This window comes from Melissococcus plutonius ATCC 35311, assembly GCF_000270185.1.
Classification (GTDB): Bacteria; Bacillota; Bacilli; order Lactobacillales; family Enterococcaceae; genus Melissococcus; species Melissococcus plutonius.
In genome coordinates this window covers 1,110,864-1,132,206 of record NC_015516.1, presented here as the reverse complement: position 1 = coordinate 1,132,206, position 21,343 = coordinate 1,110,864, and the positions used below count along the sequence as shown (strand labels likewise).

At 31.1% G+C, this 21,343-nt stretch carries 21 protein-coding genes, 1 tRNA gene, 2 pseudogenes and 1 riboswitch; of the genes and pseudogenes, 7 read left to right on the top strand and 17 right to left on the bottom strand.

Going from position 1 to position 21,343, the window contains the following annotated elements:
* Nucleotides 1–12 precede the first annotated feature (12 nt).
* From MPTP_RS04805 to MPTP_RS04790, 4 genes are all read right to left on the bottom strand, one after another.
* Nucleotides 13–465 (bottom strand): hypothetical protein, encoded by a 453-nt coding sequence (locus MPTP_RS04805; RefSeq protein WP_041363479.1) that lies wholly within the window; start codon nucleotides 463–465, stop codon nucleotides 13–15.
* A 111-nt stretch (nucleotides 466–576) separates the two neighbouring features.
* Complete coding sequence (locus MPTP_RS04800) at nucleotides 577–942, bottom strand: thioesterase family protein (RefSeq protein WP_013773961.1); 366 nt, start codon at nucleotides 940–942, stop codon at nucleotides 577–579.
* The gene (locus MPTP_RS04795) at nucleotides 929–2,161 is read right to left on the bottom strand and encodes a CCA tRNA nucleotidyltransferase (protein WP_013773960.1); all 1,233 of its coding nucleotides are present in this window, start codon (nucleotides 2,159–2,161) and stop codon (nucleotides 929–931) included. Before MPTP_RS04795 ends, MPTP_RS04800 begins: the two co-directional genes overlap by 14 nt.
* Before the next feature lie 48 nt (nucleotides 2,162–2,209).
* On the bottom strand, nucleotides 2,210–2,560 hold the full coding sequence (locus tag MPTP_RS04790; RefSeq protein WP_013773959.1) for a nucleotide pyrophosphohydrolase: 351 nt from the start codon (nucleotides 2,558–2,560) through the stop codon (nucleotides 2,210–2,212).
* Between the two features lie 142 nt (nucleotides 2,561–2,702).
* Between MPTP_RS04790 and MPTP_RS04785 the strand changes: the two genes are divergently transcribed.
* Nucleotides 2,703–3,599, top strand: coding sequence for a YitT family protein (locus MPTP_RS04785; RefSeq protein WP_013773958.1), 897 nt, complete (start codon nucleotides 2,703–2,705; stop codon nucleotides 3,597–3,599).
* A 182-nt stretch (nucleotides 3,600–3,781) separates the two neighbouring features.
* Here the strand turns inward: MPTP_RS04785 and MPTP_RS04780 are convergent, their stop codons facing one another.
* The 6 genes from MPTP_RS04780 to MPTP_RS04755 all read right to left on the bottom strand — a co-directional run bounded on the left by MPTP_RS04780 (nucleotide 3,782) and on the right by MPTP_RS04755 (nucleotide 10,010).
* Nucleotides 3,782–5,029, bottom strand: a complete 1,248-nt coding sequence (locus tag MPTP_RS04780; protein WP_013773957.1) for a tetratricopeptide repeat protein — start codon at nucleotides 5,027–5,029, stop codon at nucleotides 3,782–3,784.
* Nucleotides 5,030–5,267: 238 nt separating this feature from the next.
* Complete coding sequence (locus tag MPTP_RS04775) at nucleotides 5,268–5,543, bottom strand: HU family DNA-binding protein (protein WP_013773956.1); 276 nt, start codon at nucleotides 5,541–5,543, stop codon at nucleotides 5,268–5,270.
* Nucleotides 5,544–5,788: 245 nt separating this feature from the next.
* Entirely contained in the window at nucleotides 5,789–7,099 is a 1,311-nt protein-coding gene (gene der, locus MPTP_RS04770; RefSeq protein WP_013773955.1) for a ribosome biogenesis GTPase Der, read from the bottom strand.
* A 211-nt stretch (nucleotides 7,100–7,310) separates the two neighbouring features.
* A complete protein-coding gene (rpsA, locus tag MPTP_RS04765) occupies nucleotides 7,311–8,537 on the bottom strand; it encodes a 30S ribosomal protein S1 (protein ID WP_013773954.1) in 1,227 nt (408 codons plus the stop codon).
* A 113-nt stretch (nucleotides 8,538–8,650) separates the two neighbouring features.
* Nucleotides 8,651–9,331, bottom strand: coding sequence for a (d)CMP kinase (gene cmk, locus MPTP_RS04760; protein ID WP_013773953.1), 681 nt, complete (start codon nucleotides 9,329–9,331; stop codon nucleotides 8,651–8,653).
* A 115-nt stretch (nucleotides 9,332–9,446) separates the two neighbouring features.
* Nucleotides 9,447–10,010, bottom strand: coding sequence for an SAG1386/EF1546 family surface-associated protein (locus MPTP_RS04755; protein ID WP_013773952.1), 564 nt, complete (start codon nucleotides 10,008–10,010; stop codon nucleotides 9,447–9,449).
* A gap of 584 nt (nucleotides 10,011–10,594) precedes the next feature.
* Here MPTP_RS04755 and MPTP_RS04750 point away from each other — a divergent pair.
* Nucleotides 10,595–10,807, top strand: coding sequence for a ferredoxin (locus tag MPTP_RS04750; protein ID WP_013773951.1), 213 nt, complete (start codon nucleotides 10,595–10,597; stop codon nucleotides 10,805–10,807).
* A gap of 71 nt (nucleotides 10,808–10,878) precedes the next feature.
* Here MPTP_RS04750 and MPTP_RS04745 read toward each other — a convergent pair whose 3' ends face one another.
* The 6 genes and pseudogenes from MPTP_RS04745 to MPTP_RS04720 form a co-directional block, all read right to left on the bottom strand.
* On the bottom strand, nucleotides 10,879–11,475 hold the full coding sequence (locus MPTP_RS04745) for an ECF transporter S component (RefSeq protein ID WP_013773950.1): 597 nt from the start codon (nucleotides 11,473–11,475) through the stop codon (nucleotides 10,879–10,881).
* Between the two features lie 126 nt (nucleotides 11,476–11,601).
* Nucleotides 11,602–11,724, bottom strand: a riboswitch (FMN riboswitch).
* Between the two features lie 54 nt (nucleotides 11,725–11,778).
* The gene (locus MPTP_RS04740; protein ID WP_013773949.1) at nucleotides 11,779–12,489 is read right to left on the bottom strand and encodes a pseudouridine synthase; all 711 of its coding nucleotides are present in this window, start codon (nucleotides 12,487–12,489) and stop codon (nucleotides 11,779–11,781) included.
* A 19-nt stretch (nucleotides 12,490–12,508) separates the two neighbouring features.
* Nucleotides 12,509–13,099 (bottom strand): SMC-Scp complex subunit ScpB, encoded by a 591-nt coding sequence (gene scpB / locus MPTP_RS04735; RefSeq protein ID WP_013773948.1) that lies wholly within the window; start codon nucleotides 13,097–13,099, stop codon nucleotides 12,509–12,511.
* A complete protein-coding gene (locus MPTP_RS04730) occupies nucleotides 13,100–13,864 on the bottom strand; it encodes a segregation/condensation protein A (protein WP_172956376.1) in 765 nt (254 codons plus the stop codon).
* 205 nt (nucleotides 13,865–14,069) lie between these two features.
* Nucleotides 14,070–14,959: pseudogene (gene xerD / locus MPTP_RS10230) on the bottom strand (site-specific tyrosine recombinase XerD).
* A gap of 110 nt (nucleotides 14,960–15,069) precedes the next feature.
* Nucleotides 15,070–16,002: an alpha/beta hydrolase gene (locus MPTP_RS04720; RefSeq protein WP_013773946.1), complete on the bottom strand. Its 933-nt coding sequence runs from the start codon at nucleotides 16,000–16,002 to the stop codon at nucleotides 15,070–15,072.
* A gap of 239 nt (nucleotides 16,003–16,241) precedes the next feature.
* On the opposite strand from MPTP_RS04720, the gene MPTP_RS04715 reads away from it, so the two are divergent.
* Complete coding sequence (locus MPTP_RS04715) at nucleotides 16,242–17,003, top strand: peptidylprolyl isomerase (RefSeq protein WP_375782327.1); 762 nt, start codon at nucleotides 16,242–16,244, stop codon at nucleotides 17,001–17,003.
* A 250-nt stretch (nucleotides 17,004–17,253) separates the two neighbouring features.
* Nucleotides 17,254–17,326 (top strand) — tRNA-Gln (locus MPTP_RS04710).
* Nucleotides 17,327–17,663: 337 nt separating this feature from the next.
* On the opposite strand, the gene MPTP_RS04705 is transcribed toward MPTP_RS04710, so the two are convergent.
* Entirely contained in the window at nucleotides 17,664–18,719 is a 1,056-nt protein-coding gene (locus MPTP_RS04705) for a serine hydrolase domain-containing protein (RefSeq protein WP_013773944.1), read from the bottom strand.
* A 352-nt stretch (nucleotides 18,720–19,071) separates the two neighbouring features.
* Here MPTP_RS04705 and MPTP_RS04700 point away from each other — a divergent pair, with 352 nt between their 5' ends.
* The 3 genes and pseudogenes from MPTP_RS04700 to MPTP_RS04690 all read left to right on the top strand — a co-directional run bounded on the left by MPTP_RS04700 (nucleotide 19,072) and on the right by MPTP_RS04690 (nucleotide 21,273).
* Nucleotides 19,072–19,296 (top strand): DUF378 domain-containing protein, encoded by a 225-nt coding sequence (locus tag MPTP_RS04700; RefSeq protein WP_013773943.1) that lies wholly within the window; start codon nucleotides 19,072–19,074, stop codon nucleotides 19,294–19,296.
* Between the two features lie 295 nt (nucleotides 19,297–19,591).
* Nucleotides 19,592–20,548 carry a serine hydrolase gene (locus MPTP_RS04695; protein ID WP_013773942.1) on the top strand — a complete coding sequence of 319 codons (957 nt, stop codon included), beginning with the start codon at nucleotides 19,592–19,594 and terminating at the stop codon, nucleotides 20,546–20,548.
* Nucleotides 20,549–20,780: 232 nt separating this feature from the next.
* Nucleotides 20,781–21,273, top strand: a pseudogene (locus MPTP_RS04690) (cysteine hydrolase family protein).
* Nucleotides 21,274–21,343 lie beyond the last annotated feature (70 nt).

Below are 21,343 nucleotides of genomic sequence, written 5' to 3'. Positions count from 1 at the left end.
ATTTCTATATGATTAAAGAATGTCTCCATAAATATCTGCTACTGTTTTATTTGGATCAATCACAATATAAAGATTTTTAGTTTTTTCACTAACCTTTGTTGATTGATAAACGTTATCCAATCCTTCATTGGTTTTATCTTTATATGGGAAATAAATGAGATCTGGCGTTCCTGTTTTATAAAGAATTTCCATTCTTTCAATATCTTCATATTTTAATGCACGTGCGAACATACCAAGTTCTAAACCGCCTAAGTTAATATCATGTGTCTGTACATGATCCCCTTCTTGAAAAATCTCAATTTTGAAGCTAGAACAAGGATGAATTTCAACAAATTCACTTCCTTTTATACGACCAAAACTTGTAGTAATTTGTTTAATCCAAAGATCTCCAATATAACGGCGATCGATCGTCCAAGTTTCATCATTTCTAAAATAAAACTTTAATCCTGTCATTTCTCTTTGCATCATAGATCCCTCCTATTTATAATTATTCTTAATTATAGTTTCAGTTTATCATAATTTTTTACCGTAAATTCAAGTAATGAATAAAAAGAATAAAAAATTAAAAAATTAGTGCTATTTTTTTTCTAAATTAGTTAAAAAATCTTGTGTAATAACAGTAGCACGTGTATGCGTTCCTTTAGCTATTAAGCATTGGTTCTCATAAACTTCAAATTGAAAATAAGTTTTATTTTTATTTTGTGAAATTTCAAGCAGTTTCACTTGAATCACAGCACCAACCATTGAAGGTTTCAAATGATTTAATTCAATAGCTATTCCTACACTTGTTTCATACTCAGATAATTTATTATTCAAGTAATCTTTTGCTGTATTTTCTACCATTGCTACTACTTTAGGTGTAGCTAATACTTCAAGATCACCAGATCTCATTTCTTTTGCTGTATCTTTTTCATTCACTAGATATTCTTTAGAAAAAATCACCCTTCTTATCCTCCATTTCTAATTTGCTTTTTGCATAACTGATTAACTCTTCTGTTGTATTAATTAAATCACCATGTAAAACCTGTGACTCAATTAAACTTAATAACTCTCCTACCCACTTGCCAGACTTTCCATTTGTAATGTTTAATAAATCTTTGCCAGTAATTGCCAACTGCTTTCGATTATGAATCGGTAATTGAGCAAATTGTTGTTTTACTAATTCTGGCTGGCTTTCTTTATGATAATAAATAAGTAGTTTTTCAACAATTAATGCTTTTTCCAGTCCTAATTCGTATAACATTTCTATCGAAAATGCTTTTTTTAATCGGAAATTTAGTCCTTTCGATAACTGACAGACTTCTTGAATTAAATGATTAGAAAGTTTCCAACTTTTCAAAAAAACGAGTGCTGCTTCTTTAGTTAAATTTAGACTGTGAAGTAACAATGTCCATGCTTCACTCTCTTCAGCAATTTGTTGATTAGGTAGTTCCGAAAAATTTAATAAAGCTTCTCCAGCCTGTTTCAGACATGGACAATATTGATAACATTCTGTTTGAATAAATGGATACAAACCAGCTTTTCTATTCTTCCCTAAAAGCATTTTGACAAATTCAATTGTAATTCGTTCAACAGAAACTTTTTCCAGTAAAAAATGAAAAGCTGAAATGCCTGCTAACGTCTTCTCTTCGATTTGAAAATCCAATTGACTAGCAAAACGTAGCGCACGCATCATTCGAAGAGCATCTTCATGAAAACGAGCTTTTGGATCACCAACTGCTCGAATTACCTTATTTTCTATATCCGAAATACCATCAAATTGATCAATCACTTGTCCAGATCTATCTAATGCCAAGGCATTGATTGTAAAATCTCTTCGCTTTAAATCTTCACTTAATGAACGAACAAAGGTTACTGTATCTGGTCGTCTAAAATCTTGATAAGTAGATTCTGTTCGAAAGGTGGTAATCTCATACTGTTTACTGCCATGTAAAACTAAAACAGTCCCATGTTCAATCCCAACATCGATTGTTCGTCTGAATAGTTGCTTAATTTCCTCAGGATAAGCACTACTAGCAATATCTACATCATGAATAGGTTTATTTAACAATACATCACGAACGCTTCCTCCAACAAAATAAGCTTCATATCCACCTTTTTGTATTTTTTTAATAATCGGCGTTGCTTCAGTAAATTCGATTGGAAGTTTGGTCAATTTCATTTTATTTCATCCAATCTGACCATCTTACTTGCACCTATTCTATACATATTATTGATCCTTCTTTCGTTCAAATCGCTCACTATCACGTTGATTAAATTTTTTCATACTATCTTGAAAGGCATCTGTTAAGTCAATATTTAATGAATTTGCCATACTGATTAAAACAAATAAAACATCCCCTAGTTCTTCTTCGACCGTTTTAGGTTGTTCGCTTGCTTTTTTGGTTTTTTCACCATACAAGTGATTAACTTCTCTAGCTAATTCACCGATCTCTTCTGTTAAACGAGCGGTTTGTGCTAAAGGTGAAAAATAGCCAATTTTAAATTGTTGAATATAAGTATCGACTTCTTTTTGCATTGCATAAAGTGAAAGTTTTTCTTCCTTTTCTTTCATAATCATGCCCCTTCCCTTCTCCTTCTATCTATCTTAACAAAATCTTTGCTAGGTGGAAAGATTCTTCTCATTGTTTTTATGATAATAAGCCAGCTTGTTGTTTTTTTAACGACGTGATAAAGTAAGTAATTAGAAAGGTCGTGATTTTATGGAACCGATAAAAGAAAAAAGTTTTCGCATACAAGATATTATTTTTATTTTATTTGGCACTTGTCTTTATGCGTTTGGCATTGTTACTTTTAATATTGCTAATCACCTAGCTGAAGGTGGTGTAACAGGAATAACACTAATTTTGCGGGCGCTGTTTTATATTAATCCTGCCTACTCAACATTAATCATTAACATACCACTTATTTTGATTGGCGGTAAAATTCTTGGGAAACGTTCCTTTTATTATACAATTCTTGGAACGGTTGCTTTATCGTTTTTTCTATGGTTTTGGCAAAAATTTCCAATTGTCATTAATTTAGATCATGATTTGTTGATCGCTTCCTTGCTAGCGGGATTGATAGGTGGTTTAGGTAGTGGCGTTGTTTATCGTTTTTTGGGAACAACAGGGGGTACGGATATTATTGCCAGAATTTTAGAGAAAAATTTGGGAATTAGTATGGGACGTTCACTACTTATTTTTGACGTCATTGTTCTTTCGCTCTCTTTGACCTATATTGACGTTAAACGCATGATGTATACCTTAATTGTTTCATTTGTCTTCACTCAAATTGTTGATTTTGTGATTGATGGATCCTATTCTGCTAAAGGAATGTTAATTGTTTCAGATCATGCAGAGGATATTGGTGAAGTGATTATGTTTTCATTAAAGCGGGGAGTAACTTATTTGCAAGGTGAAGGTGGCTATTCCCAAATTGATAGAAAAATTCTTTATGTCGTTGTAAGTCCTAGTGAAATTACTGAAATTAAATTAATTATTCATAATTTAGATGAGAAAGCATTCATTTCTGTCTTAAATGTTCATGAAGCTATTGGTGAAGGGTTTACTTATGCAAGACCAACAAGAAATTATTTAAGTAAAAAACAACGAAAATAAATTAAATATCGAAAAGATTTGTCTATTATGTCGTTCTAACACCATAATTAAGAGAGAAACCAAGCAACCTTTGGTTTCTCCACGCTTTACTTAATCTTTCAATGGATATTTCCAAATAAAAAAGAAAGAAAATGAGTTCTTGTCAATCTCTATTTTTAATTTAACATCTTTTTGATAGACAATTAATCATTATCTGCTAAATTGGTCATTTCTAAATCATCTGGAGCATAGTGTAAATATTGCTGAAGTACTTCTTTCGCTTTTGCTGTTTGGCCATCTTCTCTTAAAAACAGTGCGTATTCCTTTAGAAAATCTGGTTCATGTGCTAGTTCTTGGTAAGCTTGTTGATAATTAAGATTAGCGGCTTGATACTCTTCTAATTCATTGTACGCATGAGCTAAATTCCATGCACGATATGGATGATCTTTATCTTCCAATTTTTCAAGTGTTGCAATTACTTCTTCATAACGTTCTTCAGATAGGTACAAATTACTTAGTGTTAATAAGGTGTCATCTTGTTGTTCATCTATGGTTAAAGCCTGTTTCAAATACCCTTCTGCCTTTGCTACATCGTGTAAGCGATAAGCATTTTCAGAGGCAAAATGATAAAATGCTACCTGATAAGTGTCTTCCTTTATCCCAGCCTCGATGACTTCTTGTGCTTCTGCAATTTGTTCTTCCTCTTGCAACGCCTCAGCTAAATATAGATACAAAGATTGATAATGAGCATTGACTTCACGAAGCTTTTGTAAAAGCGGAATTGCTTTTTGGTTTTCATGTAATTGTAAATAGGTAAACGCCAATTGAAAGAGCCGATCATCTGTTTCTCCCTCAACCAATGCTTTTTCTAGATAGGGAACGGCCACTTCGAATGCACCTAGATGACTATAACTATTTCCTAGACGTTCATTGATGGAAACATTTGCTATTGTTTGTATATTTTCATCTAATAATGAGTGATAGGCATCTATTGCCTGTGTAAATTGACTAGTAACAAAATATAATTCACCCAAAGCAAAGAGCAATAAAGAATTATCAGGAGCCAATTTTTGAGCTTCTTTTAATTTAGCTTCACTGACTTCTGGCATGTTTAAAACTTGATACAAGTCAGCTGTTACTAACAAACGTTCAATATAACTGTCATCTTTATTGTCTATTTCCTCCAATAGTTCGAAAGCCTCATCGATTTTATTATTTTCAATAGCAATTTCAGCTAATGGAATATTTAATCCTTTCAGCTCAGGAAAGAGGGTCACAAGGTGTTCAAAAACTTGTTTGGCTTCATCTAAAAAACCAAGTGATTGAAGTGCTTCTCCCAATTCTATTAGTGTTTCTGCATCGTCTGTATACAAAGCTTTTGCTAGAAGTTGTTGTGCTTCTATCCATTCTTCATTTTCTAAAGCTTCTAATATTTTTTCACTATAGGTCATAGTCATTCCCTCTTTTTTCATTACAAAATAAACTTAAGTAATTTTATTGTATTTTCATTATACATTTTCTACTTTATTAAAACAAAAAAATTTTAATCAAAACACAAATTGATCCCTTATGTATGGGAAATAACAATTAAATAGTTAATCTATACTAAAAATAGAGAGAATGAAACAATTGCTAAATGGTCAATTGTTTCATTCTCTCTTAATAATTTAATAAATTATAACTGTTTGATTATTTTACAGCATCTTTTAATGCTTTGCCTGGTTTAAATGCAGGTACTTTACTTGCTTCGATTTGGATTTCATCACCAGTTTGTGGGTTGCGTCCCTTACGAGCTGCACGTTCACGTACTTCAAAATTACCAAAACCGATTAATTGGACTTTTTCACCTTTAGCAAGAGATTCTTGGATCGTTGCAAAAACAGCGTCTACTGCTGAGGTTGCGTCTTTTTTTGACAACCCAGTTGTGGAAGCTACATTATCAATCAATTCTGCTTTATTTGCCATGGATATTTTCACCTCCCTATATAAGAGATAATGTTAGAAATAACATCGACATCCTATTGCATGTTGAATTTTTAAATTAGCAATAGTAATATTGATTTAGCTCAATATCTGTTATCACGATATCATAGGAAAGCTGTAATAGCAAGATTTTTAAATGAGGTTGACCGCTTTTTTGCTAAAAAGATCATTTTTTTACAAACTTTTCTAATTTGTTTGAAGTTTTAAAAAAAATGTGATAAAATGCTCTATTTTCTTCGTCTAGGAATAATTTTAATCGGTGTCCCTTCAAACATAAAGGCCTTACGAATTTGATTTTCTAAAAATCTTGTATAAGAAAAATGCATTAATTCTTCTTCATTTACAAAAACAACAAAGGTTGGTGGCTTTACAGCTACCTGTGTTGCATAAAAAATTTTCAATCGTTTTCCTTTATCAGTTGGTGTGGGATTCATTGCAACAGCATCCATAATGACATCATTTAATAAGGAAGACGGTATACGTAAATTTTGTCCCATACTCACTTCTTCAATTAATGCGGGTAATTTATTTAATCGTTGTTTTGTTTTTGCAGAAACAAATAAAATAGGCGCATAATCTAAATACTGAAATTCATTTCTAATTTCTTCTTCAAACTCATGTAAAGTATTGGTTTCTTTTTCTACAGCATCCCATTTATTCACCAAAATAATTATTCCACGTCCAGCTTCATGAGCATACCCAGCAACGCGTTTATCTTGCTCACGAATGCCTTCTTGTGCATTTAATACCATTAAGACAATATCTGAGCGTTCGATTGCCCGCATTGCTCGCATTACACTATATTTTTCAGTGTTTTCATAAACCTTACCACGTTTTCGCATTCCAGCTGTATCAATCATTAAAAATTTTTGTCCATTTGGTGATGTAAAATACGTATCAATGGCATCTCTTGTTGTTCCTTCAATTTCTGAAACAATAACACGTTCCTCACCTAAAATAGCATTAATTAAAGAGGATTTTCCAACATTTGGACGACCAATTAAGCTAAATTTGATGATATCTTCGTCTTCCTCTATTTCTTCCTGTGAAAAATAGTTGATTGCCTCATCAAGCATATCACCGATCCCTAATCCATGGCTACCAGAGATTGGAATAGGATCTCCTAATCCAAGCGAATAAAATTCATAAACTTCACTTCTAAGTTCTGGATTATCTGCTTTATTCACAGCTAAAATAATCGGTTTATTACTTCTATATAATATTTTTGCAACTAATTCGTCTGCATCTGTTATTCCTTCTCGAATACTTGTAATAAAAAGAATCACATCCGCCTCTTCAATGGCAATTTCTGCTTGTTGCTTAATCTGTTCAATAAAAGGTTCATTTCCTAAATCAATTCCACCTGTATCAATTATACTAAATGCCTGGCCTAACCATTCACCAGTTGCATAAATTCGATCTCTTGTAACTCCTGGAACATCTTCTACAATAGAAATTCGCTCTCCGGCAATTCGATTGAAAATTGTTGACTTTCCTACATTAGGTCTGCCAACAATCGCTATTGTTGGATTTGTCATTATTTCCTCCTTAACAACCATTTTTAACCTTCTTAGTTTACCCTAAATGTTTCTGGTAATGCAAGTAAAGAATAATGCTAACCATCTACATTTTAGTTTTCTCATTTTTCTATAGTATGTAATGTACCCTGAAAAATAGAATTAAGATGTGAGAGAAAAATCTCACATCTTAATTCTAACCAGCTTTTAAATTAAACAACAAGATAATGGATTATTTTTCATTGTCCGAATGGTCTTCTTGTTCTTTTAATGAATCTCCAATAATATCACCCATTGTAAAACCAGTATTTTCTTCGGGCAGCTCATAGGATTCAACATTTTTAGATTCCCTTTGTGAGTCTGGTTTTGTCTCTAATGCTTTTATGCTTAAAGCAAGTCTGTGATCTTCTGGATGAACTTCCAATACTTTTACTTGGATATCATCACCTTCATGAAGTACCTCATGAGGTGTTGCAATATGCTTATGTGAAATTTGTGAAATGTGGACAAGGCCTTCTACACCAGGGAAAACTTCTACAAAAGCTCCAAAACTAGTCAAACGTTTGACAGTACCTTCTAAGATTGAGCCTACGGGAGCTTTTTCTTCAATATTTGTCCATGCTCCTGGTAATGTTTCTTTAATAGACAATGAAATTCTTCCCTCATCTGGATTAATAGAGAGAATTTTTACATTGACATCTTCACCGATTGTCAATGTGTCACTTGGTTTGTCCACATGATTATGCGCAATTTCTGAAACATGGACCAAGCCATCTATACCACCTAAATCAATAAATGCACCAAAGTCTGTTAATCTGGCAATCTTGCCTTCAACAATATCACCAGCATGCAAATGATCCATTATTTCAACTTTTTTTGCAGCTTTGTCATTTTCAACAACTGCTTTATGTGAGAGAATTAATCGGTTTTCAGAGGGTTCAATCTCAATAATTTTAACAGCAAGGGTTTTTCCTTTATATTCAGAAAAATCAGATACAAAATGATCCTCAACCATTGAAGCAGGGACAAAACCTCGTACGCCAACATCAACGACTAAACCACCTTTGACAATATCCGTAACAGGTGCTTCAATAATTCTTTCTTCCTTAAAATCAGCTTCAATCTCTTCCCAAACCTTTTTTGCATCTAAACGACGTTTAGAAAGTAAATAATTGCCATTTTCCTTGTCTTTACCAATGGATGAAATTACAACTAAATCAAGTTTATCGCCAATTTTAACAAAGTCATTAATGTTTTCTACGTATGACGTTGACAATTCTTTTGCTGGAACGATACCTTCAATACCCGTTCCTTCAATTCCTACAATAATTTGTTTATCTTCAATAGCCAAAACTTCTCCTTTGACGATATCGCCAATCGTTACTTCTTGAACGCTATTGATTGCTTCTTCCATTGTTGCATTTTCACTTTTTTCCTGTTTGTCTTTATAATCGCCCATAATTTTTCTTTCCTCCTATGCCAACAAAAAATTCTAATAAATTAGTAATCTACTTTATTAATAGTAAGAGATTTTTTTTAAAAGTAAAGCGATTCCCATTATTTTTTCTGATTTTAATCATTCGATTGTATTTTTTTATAAATAATTTTTTCAATAATTGTAACAACCTCTTTAATATTTTTACCTGTAGTATCAATACAAATGGCATCTTTTGCTTGAACTAGAGGAGAAAATTCTCTATGTGAATCCATGAAATCTCTTTGTTCGATTTCCTTTTTTAATTGTTTGAAATTTGTAAAGATACCCTTTTTCTTATTTTCTCGATAACGTCTTTCTGCCCGTTTTTGAACACTTGCCACCAAAAAAATTTTTACCTCAGCATTAGGCAAAACAGCTGTTCCGATATCTCTTCCATCCATAATTACGCCACTGGTAGCAGCAATTTCTCGTTGTAAATTAACCATTTTGTCTCTTACTTTTTTGTGTTTTGCCACATAAGAAACCAGATTTGTAACATCTGGCTGTCTAAGTTTTTGAGTCACTTCCTGCTTATCTAAAAATACTTTTTGCCTTTTTTCAACAAACTGAAAAGAAATCGTATGTGTATCAAGTAAGTTTACCAGATCTTCCTCATTTTCTTTATCGACATGATACTGAATTGCTAGATAGGTCAATGCACGATACATTGCACCAGTATCACAATAAATATATTGTAATTTTTCAGCTAAAATTTTTGAAATAGTACTCTTACCTGAGGAAGCAGGCCCGTCTATAGCAATACTAATTTTTTTCATAGCTCCTCCTCTTACACCAACCTATTCTATTGAATAAAGAATAAATGACAAGCCAATAGAAAAGTCGGAATAAATTTCCGACTTTTCTATGACAACTATCTAAAATCAATATAATTTATTTTATACGTAATTTATCACCAGGATATAACATGGTATTTGAATTCATTGTTGGATTTAATTGCAATAATTGTTCAACAGTTAAACCATTACGTTCAGCTACCTGTTGTGGTCCCTCGCCATTTTGTACAGTAGTGCTTGTTCCAGTTCCATCTTCTTGACTGTCCTGTACTCTCTCACTTGATGAGACAGAAGTTTGCGATTCCTCTGTCCTCTGATTTGTTGCTTGTTCTGTTTCAGTTTCAGATACTTCTGGAGCACTTGTTTCAGTTTCAGAAGTAGACTTAGCTTCAGCAGATGAAGAAGAAACAACTGAAGAAGACTGCGTTACATTTTTAGAAGTATCGGGCTTATTATCACGTGTTGCCCAGAAATAAGTGCCAATCGGTAATGTAATAATTAATAACAACAATATCACTAAAATTGTTAGAAAAAAGGTGTTACCCTTTTTTTGTTGTCTTTTTTCAAGACGGGATGCACGTCCATTTTGATCAGGTTCATAAATAGATTGTTCCCAGGGTTCTTGTACTTTTTTTCGATTATTTTTGCCTCTTTTACTCACACATGTCTCCTCCTAAAATTCTATCATTTGTTATTATAGCATAGCTTGTCATTTGTTGCCTCTTAAAAAAATAAAATTTAATTTTCATTTTTTATTTTATCAAATTATCTTATCTAGGTTAATGCTAAATAATAAGATTGCTTCATTTTTGAAAAATAAAAAATCTTGTCTATTAGAATTTTATTAAATATTTCGTATTGACAAGTATTTATTTTACTGGATATCTTATTGTTAGTAAAATAGAAGCCAATTAATCAAGAAAATTTTTTGTATTTTTTAACATTTATTTAACTTTTTAAACAGATTAATAAAATTTATATTTATTATTTTCTATTTTGGTATTCAAAAACTTTATCTGTCTTAAGATTAAAAACTTTCTTGATGTTCCAATAAATAAGAATCCTAATAACTTTTAATGGGTTAAATAAATCTCTTTCTTTTATTTAATTAATGGTTATTATAATAAGAGGAAGATTTATATTTCAAAAAATAATAAAATTGTAAATTAATGGGTTGAAATAAAATAGATAAAAAAATTAAACAGTCTTTCAATGAATCCAAATAAAAAGAAGGTGAAACCAATCATGCAGTGTGAAATCATACGTGAAAAATGTATTGCTTGTGGACTTTGTCAAATTTACGCACCCACTATTTTTGATTATACAGATGATGGTGTTGTCATGTTTAAAGATAAGTTATCAAATCAGCATCAAGAAACAATTCCAGTTACATATCAACAACAAGCGATCAATGCTTGCCATCAGTGTCCAGTACGTGCAATTCTTATAGATAAATGACTATAAGACTAACTATATTTTTGATAATTATTTATAATTGAGCTGCCTATTTTCCTAATTTTCTACTATTATTAAGAATGTTTCTCTTTGGTTATTCTTCTTTGTCTGGTGAGGAAAGGGTGAATTTTAATATAAAAAATCATGAACACAATACTAACTAATACTCCCTTAATCAAATTAAATGGAATAATACCAAAAGTAATGTAGGTAGCTAGATTGGTTCCTAAAAACTGCTTTGCTGTCAGCCCAAATAATTTCAAATAAATAGGTGTAATGATAAAATAATTCCCTATACTCATGAATAAAGTCAGAGAAAGTGTACCAGCGATCAAACCAATTGTTTTATGAAAAGAGAATGAACGAACTTGAAAAAAATAGTAAATAGGTAAAGTGAAAAATAGGGACGCTAGAAAACTAGCACCATCTCCTACTAGATTTTGCAATGCAAATCCTGTGAAAAAAAGATGTAAACAAGTACGAATAAAAGCCGTAGAAATACCAGCAATTGGACCCAATAAAAATAGACTAATTAAGATAAGAATATCGCTTAGATCAATCATTAAAAAACTAAATAAAGGAATAATAGGTACCGAAATGAACTGTACGATTGTTGCAATAGCAGATAACATAGCAATAATAGCAATTCGTTGAATGTTACTTTGTTTCATTTTAAATCCTCCAATTGGGATTATCTTCAATTGTGAACTTTCTTTCAGTCCTTTGTAAATAAAAAACTCTATCTTTCTGTTAAGAAAAATAGAGTTAATCTTCTCATTTGAACCTACTCAAATAAGCCCTATCTTCTTTATCCAGACTATACTGTCGGTATTGGAATTTCACCAAATCAGCCATTTCAATGAAATGGGTCGTGGACTATTACCACCGGTCGGGAATTACACCCTGCCCTGAAGACAAACCATTTATTTTTTTTCAGTTTATCATGCTTGTTAAAAAAATTCAATCTTTGTTTATTAATGATTCAGTAAGGCATGTATCTCTTTTTTTGTTAAGCGTCGATATTCACCAGGATGTAATCCTTCTAATGTTAGATCACCAATGCGCTCTCTTTTTAATTTTTGAACAGGATATCCAACAGTATCTAGCATATCCTTCACTTGATGATTTCTGCCTTCATGAATTGTTAATTGAACCAAACTAGTCTGTTTTTTGGTGTCTACTGAAAGAATTTGAAAATTAGCAGGAGCTGTTTTTCTACCTTTAATTTTAATTCCTTTTGTTAAGGGTAATAAAGTCTTTCTTAAAGCAATTCCTTTCACCTTAGCTACATAAACTTTATCAATTTCATGGCTAGGATGTGTTAGTTGTTGTGTTAGGCTGCCATCATTTGTGACAATAAGCAGGCCTGTTGTGTCATAATCAAGCCGGCCCACTGGATAAACACGTTCATTACTATGTAAAAAATAATCAGCTACTGTTTTTCTTTTTTTATCGTCAGAAACAGAAGTAATTATACCTCTAGGTTTATAAAATAAATAATAAACAGGTGCCTCTTGATAAATAGGAACATTGTCTACTTCAATTTTATCTTGTTTACTTACCTGCCGGCCTAATTCATTAATTATTTCTCCATTAACCTTAACTCGTCCTTCTAAAATAATCTGTTCAGCTTTTCGCCTTGAAGCTATTCCAGCATGTGCTAGTACTTTTTGCAATCGATCCATTGTTCTCCTTCTTTCCAAATTAATGCTCTTTTTCTAAACTGGTTGACTCCCTTTGTTGATCAAAGAAAAGATCCATTGGTATCTCTTCATTAAATTTTTCTTCAATTTGTTGAATATCTGGTAATTCTTCTAAATTTTTAAGACCAAAATAATCCATAAAATAATCAGTCGTGCCATATAAAATTGCTCTACCGGGACCATCAAGTCGTCCTTTTTCTTCAATCAGCTGGCAAATAACCAATTTTTGAATTGGACCAGCGGACTGTACACCTCGTATTTCATCAATTTCAATTCTTGAAATGGGTTGTTTATAAGCAATAATGGCGACAGTTTCTAATGCCGCTTGAGATAAAGAATTTGAAATTGGTGATTTAGCATATTTTTTTATCAATGGAGCATACTTTGTTTTTGTTGATAACATGAAATGATTTCCTGTCTCTAAAATCATCAGGGCATAATTTGTATTTTCTTGGTAGTTTTGTTTTAAAAGAAGCAAATTTTCATAAGCTTTTGCTGTTGAAATATCTAATAGAATTGAAATCTCTTCCAGACTAATTCCTGCATTTCCAACAATGAAAAGAATAGCTTCTAATTGACCGAGCATTGTCACTCATTCCTCCTGCTTACTATATATAATTATTTCATCATAATTGTTTTCTTGTTGTGCATAAATCGTTCCTTTTTTTATTAATTCTAATAAAGCCATAAAAGTAATAATCATTTCCGATTTTGTTTCCGTTTGACAAAAACATTCAAATGCCATTCCTCTTGTTTTTCCATGGATTGCCAATTGCTCATTGATAAAACGAATTTTTTCTTCGATAGAAATAGTTTCTTCAACAATTGTTGTTGCTACCGTTTTTCTTTTTTTTCTTTTTTCTAACAGCAGATGAAAAGCTAAAAATAAGTCGATCGTATTTAACTGGTTAGGGGATAAGAGTGGTAGATTGTTTTCTTGATATTCTTCTATGTCCATTGGTTCTTTTGTATAATGTAGATTTCTCTCTGTTTCTTTTTTTTGAAGGACCGTAGCAGCATACTTAAATTTCCTATATTCCAATAATTGTAAAACCAACTGATCTCTGGGATCTTCTTCTGTCATTTCTTCTTCAATATTTATTGGTTCTATCTCCTGCTTTGGCAGTAACGTCTTACTTTTAATCGCCATCAGTGTTGCTGCCATAACCAGATACTCTCCTGCTACTTCAAGTTCTAAGGTTTGCATGGCATGAATAAAATTTATATATTGAGCCGTTACTTCTGTGATTGGGATATCATAGATATCAATTTCCATTTTTTGAATTAAATGTAAGAGCAGGTCCAACGGCCCTTCAAAAACATCTAATTTTACATTGATCTCTTGCAAATCAGTCACCTGCTTTTTTAGATTATCCCTTTTTTATAATAAGCTATGATTAAAAATTACTTGTTTATCTTCTAATGCTTTTTTAACCAAGATAGAATAAACATAAATAAAATAATACCTTGCATTTATGCTATCAAATTTGCTTTTATTTATTATTGACTACAGAGAAAATAAACATGTGCTGGATTAGTAAATCAAACAGTATTGTTAAATTCTAGGCACGTGGAAAATGTTTCTTATACACATCAGTCATTCGTTGTTTTGTAATATGTGTATAGATTTGAGTTGTTGAAATATCTGCATGTCCAAGTAATTCCTGAACAATTCGCAAATCAGCGCCATTTTCTAATAAATGGGTAGCAAAACTATGTCTTAATGTATGTGGCGTAATGTTTTTATTAATACCCGCATCACGAACAATTTGTTTAAGGTTTTTCCAAATTCCCTGTCTAGATAACTTTTGACCATGATGGTTAACAAATAAGTGCAATTCATTCGCTTGCTTTTTTACCAATTGTGGTCTTGCTTCCTCTAAATAGGTTTGAATCCATTGAATTGCATAATCTCCTAAAGGAATAATCCGTTCTTTCTCTCCTTTTCCTAAAGTTTGTAATAACCCAATAGATAAATGCAAATCGCCTAATTTTAATTCTACCAGCTCACTCACTCGTAAGCCTGTTGCATACATAACTTCTAAAATTGTGCGATTTCTTATGCCTAATGGCGTTGAAGTATCTGGCGTTTCGATCAGCTTTGTTACCTCATCTAACGATAAAACATTAGGTAATGTTTTTTCTTTTTAGGTGAATCCACGTGCTGCATTGGATCAAATTCAGTAATTTGTTCTTGTCTTAAAAATTGGTGAAATCCTCTTAAGGTAGAAATTATACGAATCACACTGGCTGATGACAAATTCTCTGCATGTAAGGATTGCAAAAATTCCATTACTGTATAGCGATCAATGTCTTGCCAATGATTAATTTTATGATTTTGCAGGAAAAGTAAATATTTATTTAGATCACGTTCATAACTTTTACGTGTATTGATAGATAAACCACGCTCAACTTGTAGATAATGTAGGTAATCTATAAATTGTTCCCTCATTACTTTTTCCTCTTCTCTTCTTGTTAACAAATATTGATATTAAAAACTGAAGACATGATGCATAATCAAATTAATGCACATTTTAAAATAAAACCTTCCTTTAATTGATTCTAATCGATAATATATTTTTTTAAGAATTCAGCCACCTTTGTTTTATATTGCTTGGGGTTTTTCTGATATGATTCAGCATGTTCAGCACCAGAAACAATATATTTTTCTTTAGGGGCACTTGTTGCTTGATAAACTTTTTCCAGCATACTAAAAGGAACAAAAGTATCAGATTTACCATGAATAAACAATATAGGGAGTTTATTTTTCTTCAACTGTGTAAGAGCATTCGCTTCACCAAAGAAATAACCGGCTTTTAACTTCGTAATGAGACTTGTTATAGGAATTAACGGAAAACTTGGTAAATGAAACATCTTTTTTAACTGATCACTTAACTCTTCCTTAGCTGAAGTATAGCCACAATCTTCAACAATAGCTTTAACGTTTTTAGGTAATGGTTCTCCACTTGTCATCATAACGGTAGCTCCACCCATGCTAATGCCATATAGTGTAATTTGAGCATCTTCTCCATTGATAGTTATTAATTTGTTTATCCATTGTAAATAATCTTTACGTTCATGCCAACCAAAACCAATGTAATTTCCTTCGCTTTTTCCATGGCCACGTGCATCAGGAATCAATACATTATAACCCAAATCATGGTACATTTTAGCAAAAGAAGCCATATCTTCAGCACTTTTTGTATAACCATGCGCCATAATAACATTTTTTGTTGTTTTATGCTCAGCTGCTAAATAGATGGCTTTTAATTTCAATCCATCGTATGAAGTAAGTGAGTAGTCTGTTCGGTTCTGTTTCTTTCTAAACCATTCTTCCTCAGTCGTTAATTTTTTCAAAGATTGTTTGTCTTGGTGCGTTATAAAGCTTTTTTCTGAAGGAACGATAGCATAATTATAAAAATAAAAACCAGCACCAACCAATCCTACAAATAAGAATGCGAAAAAGCCAATCAGAATTCTAATCGTATATTTCATTGAATAAACTCCAGTTTTTTTAATTTCCTTACTAGTATAATGCTTTCTACGCCAATTCTCAACTAACAGTTTGATCAAGCCTATCAGAAAAGACTTTTTTAATTTACATTAATTTACCAACATCAATTTTTGTGAAATAAATAGTATTATAAAATTAAATTAAACTGGTAGTTTTAATTGGTGTTTGTTATGATAGAAAAAAATTCATTAAACAGAAAGGAAGATTTTTTTATATGACGATGAAATGGAAAAATATTCTATTGGTAACATTTTTGATGGCAACATCCCTTGCAATAGTTACAGGTTGCCATTCAACAGCCAGTTCTTCAAGTAATCATTCAACGCCTGCATCACAAAACAAAGAAAAAAAGAAAAAAACAGTAAACCTAAATACATTAACGCTTCCTCAATTAAATACCACAGTAACTTCAAGTGAGGATTTGCTTGAAATACAAACAGGTGAAGGAAATATCCAAGTAAAATTATTTCCAAAAATAGCACCAAAAGCAGTTGAGAACTTTGTTCAACATGCCAAAAATAATTATTATAACCATACAAAATTTCATCGTGTTATAAAGGACTTTATGATTCAAGGAGGAGATCCAAAAGGAGATGGAACTGGCGGGGAAAGCATTTGGAAGAAACCTTTTAAAAACGAAATTTCTAATCAACTATACCATATAAGAGGTGCCTTATCGATGGCAAATGCCGGACAAAATACGAATGGCAGCCAATTTTTTATTGTTCAAAATACAGAAGATAAATCTGATGGATTATTAAAAGAGGACTATCCAGAAAAGATTATTCAAGCTTACAAAAAAGGTGGTTCTCCCGACCTTGATGGTGACTATACCATATTCGGACAAGTAATTAAGGGAATGGACGTTGTTGATAAAATTGCAAGTGGTGAAACAGAGGCTTCTACTTCTGGCAATGAAAAATCCAAACCAAAAAGCCCAGTGACCGTTGAAAAAATTACTGTTTTGCAAACAGCAAAATAAAAGAATTATTTCATAAAAAGAATTCTTTTGAATTTCAATCAATGAACACAAAAAGGAATTTTAACATCATTTCTCCTATTTTATTCAGTTTATTATAATATTTTTAATCTAGATAGAACAAACAAAAAAGTCATTCATTTTGCGTTGCTCAATTTAATGAATGGCTTTTTTAATTTGTTAACAACCAATTATTTTTAATTTTTTGTTTTCATTTTTTCTATTTAGGTGTATAATATGATTTGTAAAAAATTGGGATGTGGCCAAATTGGTAAGGCGCCTGACTCTGAATCAGGTAAGTGTAGGTTCGAGCCCTACCATCCCAATTATTTTCAATAAAAAAGAGATGTAGCATTCTATATCTCTTTTTTTCATGCTACTAAAATAACTTGTTCAGTGATTTCTGACTGTTTTTACAATAAAAGATACCTAGCAAAAAATTTAACCAGAAAAAATTTGATTGATTCCTTTTTCATTTTCATAGAATTTTATTTAAGTAAGGCTATCTATTAGAAATAAAATATAGATTTTCTCTTATATTTTAATCTTGTTTAAACTTGTTCAAAAAGGTACACATATAAAAGGGCAAAAACGATCTAGTCATAATTTAAAATTATTTATCAGGATCATATCTATACTAAGATTGTTTTAAACCATTACTGGTTATTTAAGTAAATCATAAAGTTGCTGTGCAAATTGTTCAGTATCATTTTTAGGTGGTTGGTTTCCAAAAAAAATCACTAAATTTTGATTATCTTTCTCTCCATAAATCACTGTATTATAGCCGCCCAAGGATCCTTTTGCATATTTTATTCCATCATAATAAAAAAAGCCTGCCTGATAGCCGCCATGTTCAATCGTTGCTAACTGATTGTACCGAGTAGCGTTAAATAACTTTCCATTCGTTATGGCTTTAAGAACTTTCCACAAATCATTCATTGACATATACATATTCCCGGCACCTAATAAACTTGAAAATAATTTATCTGTGTTTGGAAAATCATCTGGTTGATAATCTTGTTCATTAGCATACATATACGATTTTGGTAATAAATGATCTTTGGGTAGTTCTTCCCATAAATAGGTATTTGTTAAATGTAGAGGAATCATAATACTTTTTTTAAATTCAACATTATATGAATGATGGGTAACTTTAGAAATAATCCCTGCTAACAAAGTATAATTGCCATTCGTATAGTTAAAATCCTGATTCACAGAAACTGTTAAATTATTTATGGTGTTGTCTATTTGTGCCTGTTCACCATGCAACAAACATGCAGGTTCAGCCTCTTCCATAAAAATTCCTGATGTATGGTTCAATAGATCACGAATGGTAATCTGTTGACTTCGAGGAATTTTCGGATAAAAATGACTCAAACGTGTATTTGCTGTTAATTTATTTTCTTGAATTAACTGCAAAATAATAATACCAGTCAAAATTTTTTGCAATGATGCAATAGGATAGATTTCTTCTACTTGATTTTCTCTTTTCTCTATTTTATCCGCGTACCCATATGCTTTTGAAAAAATTGGTTTTTCATTCTCAATCAGTAAAAGGCTTCCTTTAAAATGTTCTTCTTCAATAATTGTGTCAATCTGTTTTTCAAAACTAGCCGTTTGGGTTACCCTAGACAGGTATTTTTGCTTAGTACCCAAAAATAAAAAAAATCCCAATAGAACAAGCATACTAATAAATAAAATCCATTGTTTTTTTTTCAAACAAGAAACACTTCCTTTTCTACCAGCTACACTATTACCATTTCACCAATAAGTTATTCAAAGAAAAATTTTATGGATTTCACTATCATTTATCTAAATCAATTCTACTAACAACTTATTTACCTAAAAGCAAATCTTTTCATTTTTTACTCATTCATTAGTCTTTATTTATAATATAACTCTTATTAATTAAAAAAACATATTTATTGGCATTTTTTCTTATTCTTTTTCTCTTATATTTTTCGTTTTATTATAACATTATTTTTATTTATTCATAGGAGCGAATTTTTCGCATTTGTATTTTTATCGTGTTAGTATTAACAAATAATTCAAATAAAAGGAGGAAAAAACAATGAAAGCACTTGACAGTATTGCTTTAACATTGCTTATTGTTGGAGGGTTAAATTGGCTTCTTGTTGGATTCTTTGAATTTGACCTAGTTGCAATGATTACGGGTGGTTCTACAACCATGTTTGCTCGAATTATTTATATTTTGGTAGGTCTAGCAGCTCTTTATTGTTTGAAGTTTTTCCCTCTTATTACAAGGGAACCTTCTATGAAAAGAGCACATCATTAATCCATTTTCCAACTTTTCACTATGAATTATTAAATAAAAGCTAGTAAATCGAAGGCGTAAGAGGAAGAAATCTTACGCTTTTTTTGTTTTTTGAGCGAATAATTTAAAAATTTTAATAATTTTTTATTTATCTTTCTTATAAGAAAACGATTTCTTTATGATTATATTGGACACAGCAAGTTATTCTTAAGAAATAGAGTGACTTGAAGTATCGTTAAAAAAATGATTAAATAGGGAGAAATTAAGGAAATTAACTATTCTTTAAGCTCATGGAACATAGAAGGGACATTATATTTTGAAAAAGAAAAGACTATTACCTTATGGCTTTATTTTTTTCATTTGTTTTTGCTGGTTTATTTATTATCTTTCTCCTTATACTATAAATTATGCGAAGGAATTAGGAATAATAAGAATGAACCATCAATCCAAAAAAGAAAAAGTGACTTTAGAACCATTAGACCTATTAAAAAAACCAAAGAGTCCAACGAAAGAATCAGTAAATTTTTATAAACATATCTCAACCATCTTAATGGACACTGCTGCTTCTTTTAGTGGTGAAGTAGGAATTTCTTACATAGATTTAACAACTGGTAATTATTGTTCGGTAAATGATCAAAAAGAATTTTATACGGCAAGCACAATCAAGGTTCCATTGACTATGTTGGTTGCTGATACTGTTACAAGTGGGGAAAAAAACTGGCAAGATAAAATTCCCTATCACGCAGAAACAGATTATGAAGAAGGAACTGGTATTCTTTGTTACAATACACAACCTGCCTATTCTCTAGGTACTTTACAAAAATATGCGATTATCTATTCAGATAATATTGCTAAAAATATGCTCTATGATACACTAGGTGGTAGTGAAACAGCAAAAAAAGAAATTTATAGTCGTTATTTAAAGAAAAAAGCACCTGATGATTTGGAAAATATCTCTTTTAATTCAAAAGATGCTGCAAGAATATTGACCATTCTTTACGAACAAAAAAGTAAAAATAAAGAATATCAACAAATCTATGAAAATATGAAAAATACAGTCTTTCATGAAAGAATGGAAACGGATCTGACCAAAAATAAAGTTGCTCATAAAATTGGTTCCTATAACAACTTTATTCATGATATCGGTATATTTGAAGCACCACATCCCTTTATTTTAACGATCTTTACAAATGGTGAAAATGGAAGTCAGTTTATTTCACAACTAACCGATGAAATTCGGAGTTTTCAAACAACTCATTACCCAGCTACATAGGTGAATAAAACGACATAATAAATAATAATGATAACTATGTTTAATATATAAGTTAGATTATCTTTATTTTATTAATAAAATAATAAAAACTAAATTTGATCATAGTGATCAATCATTATTACTTGTCAATATGATACTTATAACTACTTATAAATTTCACAAAAAGGTTATTATTTTTTAAAATTGTTAATTAAAAAATCACTTTAAATGAAATGTGAGGATATAGTTGATTATGAATGCTAAGCGTGCGTTAATTGTGATTGATTTACAAATTGGCCTTGGTTATGAGTTATATAATTTTAAACATGTATTAGAAAAAGTGAATCAGCGCATTGCTTTCTATCGAAAAATGAATCAACCAATTATTTTTATTCAACATAGTGATAAATCTTTATTGCGAGGATCAACCGATTGGAACTTTTTTCCAGAGCTTAATTATTATAAAGATGATTGGTTGATTGAAAAACATCACGCTAATGCTTTTTACCATACTTCCCTTTCAAACATTGCTTTCTAAATTGGCGATTCAAGAATTAGAATTCTCAGGAGCACAAATTGAATATTGTGTTGATACAACATTACGTATGGCTCACGGGTTGGAATATAAATGTTTTGTTAGTAAGAATGCCTGTACTACACTTGATAACTACTTATTAGATGCAGAAACAATTATTGATCATACTGAAGCAATCTGGCAATATCGGTTTGCTCAATTTTTAAATTAATTAAAAAAAACTGATGAGAATACATCAGTTTTTTTCTTTGATTATTTTTTACTATAACTTTTTTCCTAGC

Bases quoted from the DNA above. Each gene is read 5' to 3' on its own strand.
- MPTP_RS04745 (WP_013773950.1), bottom strand. From the start codon at position 11,475: ATGAAACAAAGTAACATTCAACGAATTGCTATTATTGCTATGTTATCT.
- MPTP_RS04715 (WP_375782327.1), top strand. From the start codon at position 16,242: ATGAAATGGAAAAATATTCTATTGGTAACATTTTTGATGGCAACATCC.
- MPTP_RS04740 (WP_013773949.1), bottom strand. From the start codon at position 12,489: ATGGATCGATTGCAAAAAGTACTAGCACATGCTGGAATAGCTTCAAGG.
- MPTP_RS04795 (WP_013773960.1), bottom strand. From the start codon at position 2,161: ATGAAATTGACCAAACTTCCAATCGAATTTACTGAAGCAACGCCGATT.
- cmk (WP_013773953.1), bottom strand. From the start codon at position 9,331: ATGAAAAAAATTAGTATTGCTATAGACGGGCCTGCTTCCTCAGGTAAG.
- MPTP_RS04720 (WP_013773946.1), bottom strand. From the start codon at position 16,002: ATGAAATATACGATTAGAATTCTGATTGGCTTTTTCGCATTCTTATTT.
- MPTP_RS04775 (WP_013773956.1), bottom strand. From the start codon at position 5,543: ATGGCAAATAAAGCAGAATTGATTGATAATGTAGCTTCCACAACTGGG.
- MPTP_RS04790 (WP_013773959.1), bottom strand. From the start codon at position 2,560: ATGATTATGAAAGAAAAGGAAGAAAAACTTTCACTTTATGCAATGCAA.
- MPTP_RS04805 (WP_041363479.1), bottom strand. From the start codon at position 465: ATGCAAAGAGAAATGACAGGATTAAAGTTTTATTTTAGAAATGATGAA.
- der (WP_013773955.1), bottom strand. From the start codon at position 7,099: ATGACAAATCCAACAATAGCGATTGTTGGCAGACCTAATGTAGGAAAG.
- rpsA (WP_013773954.1), bottom strand. From the start codon at position 8,537: ATGGGCGATTATAAAGACAAACAGGAAAAAAGTGAAAATGCAACAATG.
- MPTP_RS04780 (WP_013773957.1), bottom strand. From the start codon at position 5,029: ATGACCTATAGTGAAAAAATATTAGAAGCTTTAGAAAATGAAGAATGG.
- MPTP_RS04785 (WP_013773958.1), top strand. From the start codon at position 2,703: ATGGAACCGATAAAAGAAAAAAGTTTTCGCATACAAGATATTATTTTT.
- MPTP_RS04750 (WP_013773951.1), top strand. From the start codon at position 10,595: ATGCAGTGTGAAATCATACGTGAAAAATGTATTGCTTGTGGACTTTGT.
- MPTP_RS04700 (WP_013773943.1), top strand. From the start codon at position 19,072: ATGAAAGCACTTGACAGTATTGCTTTAACATTGCTTATTGTTGGAGGG.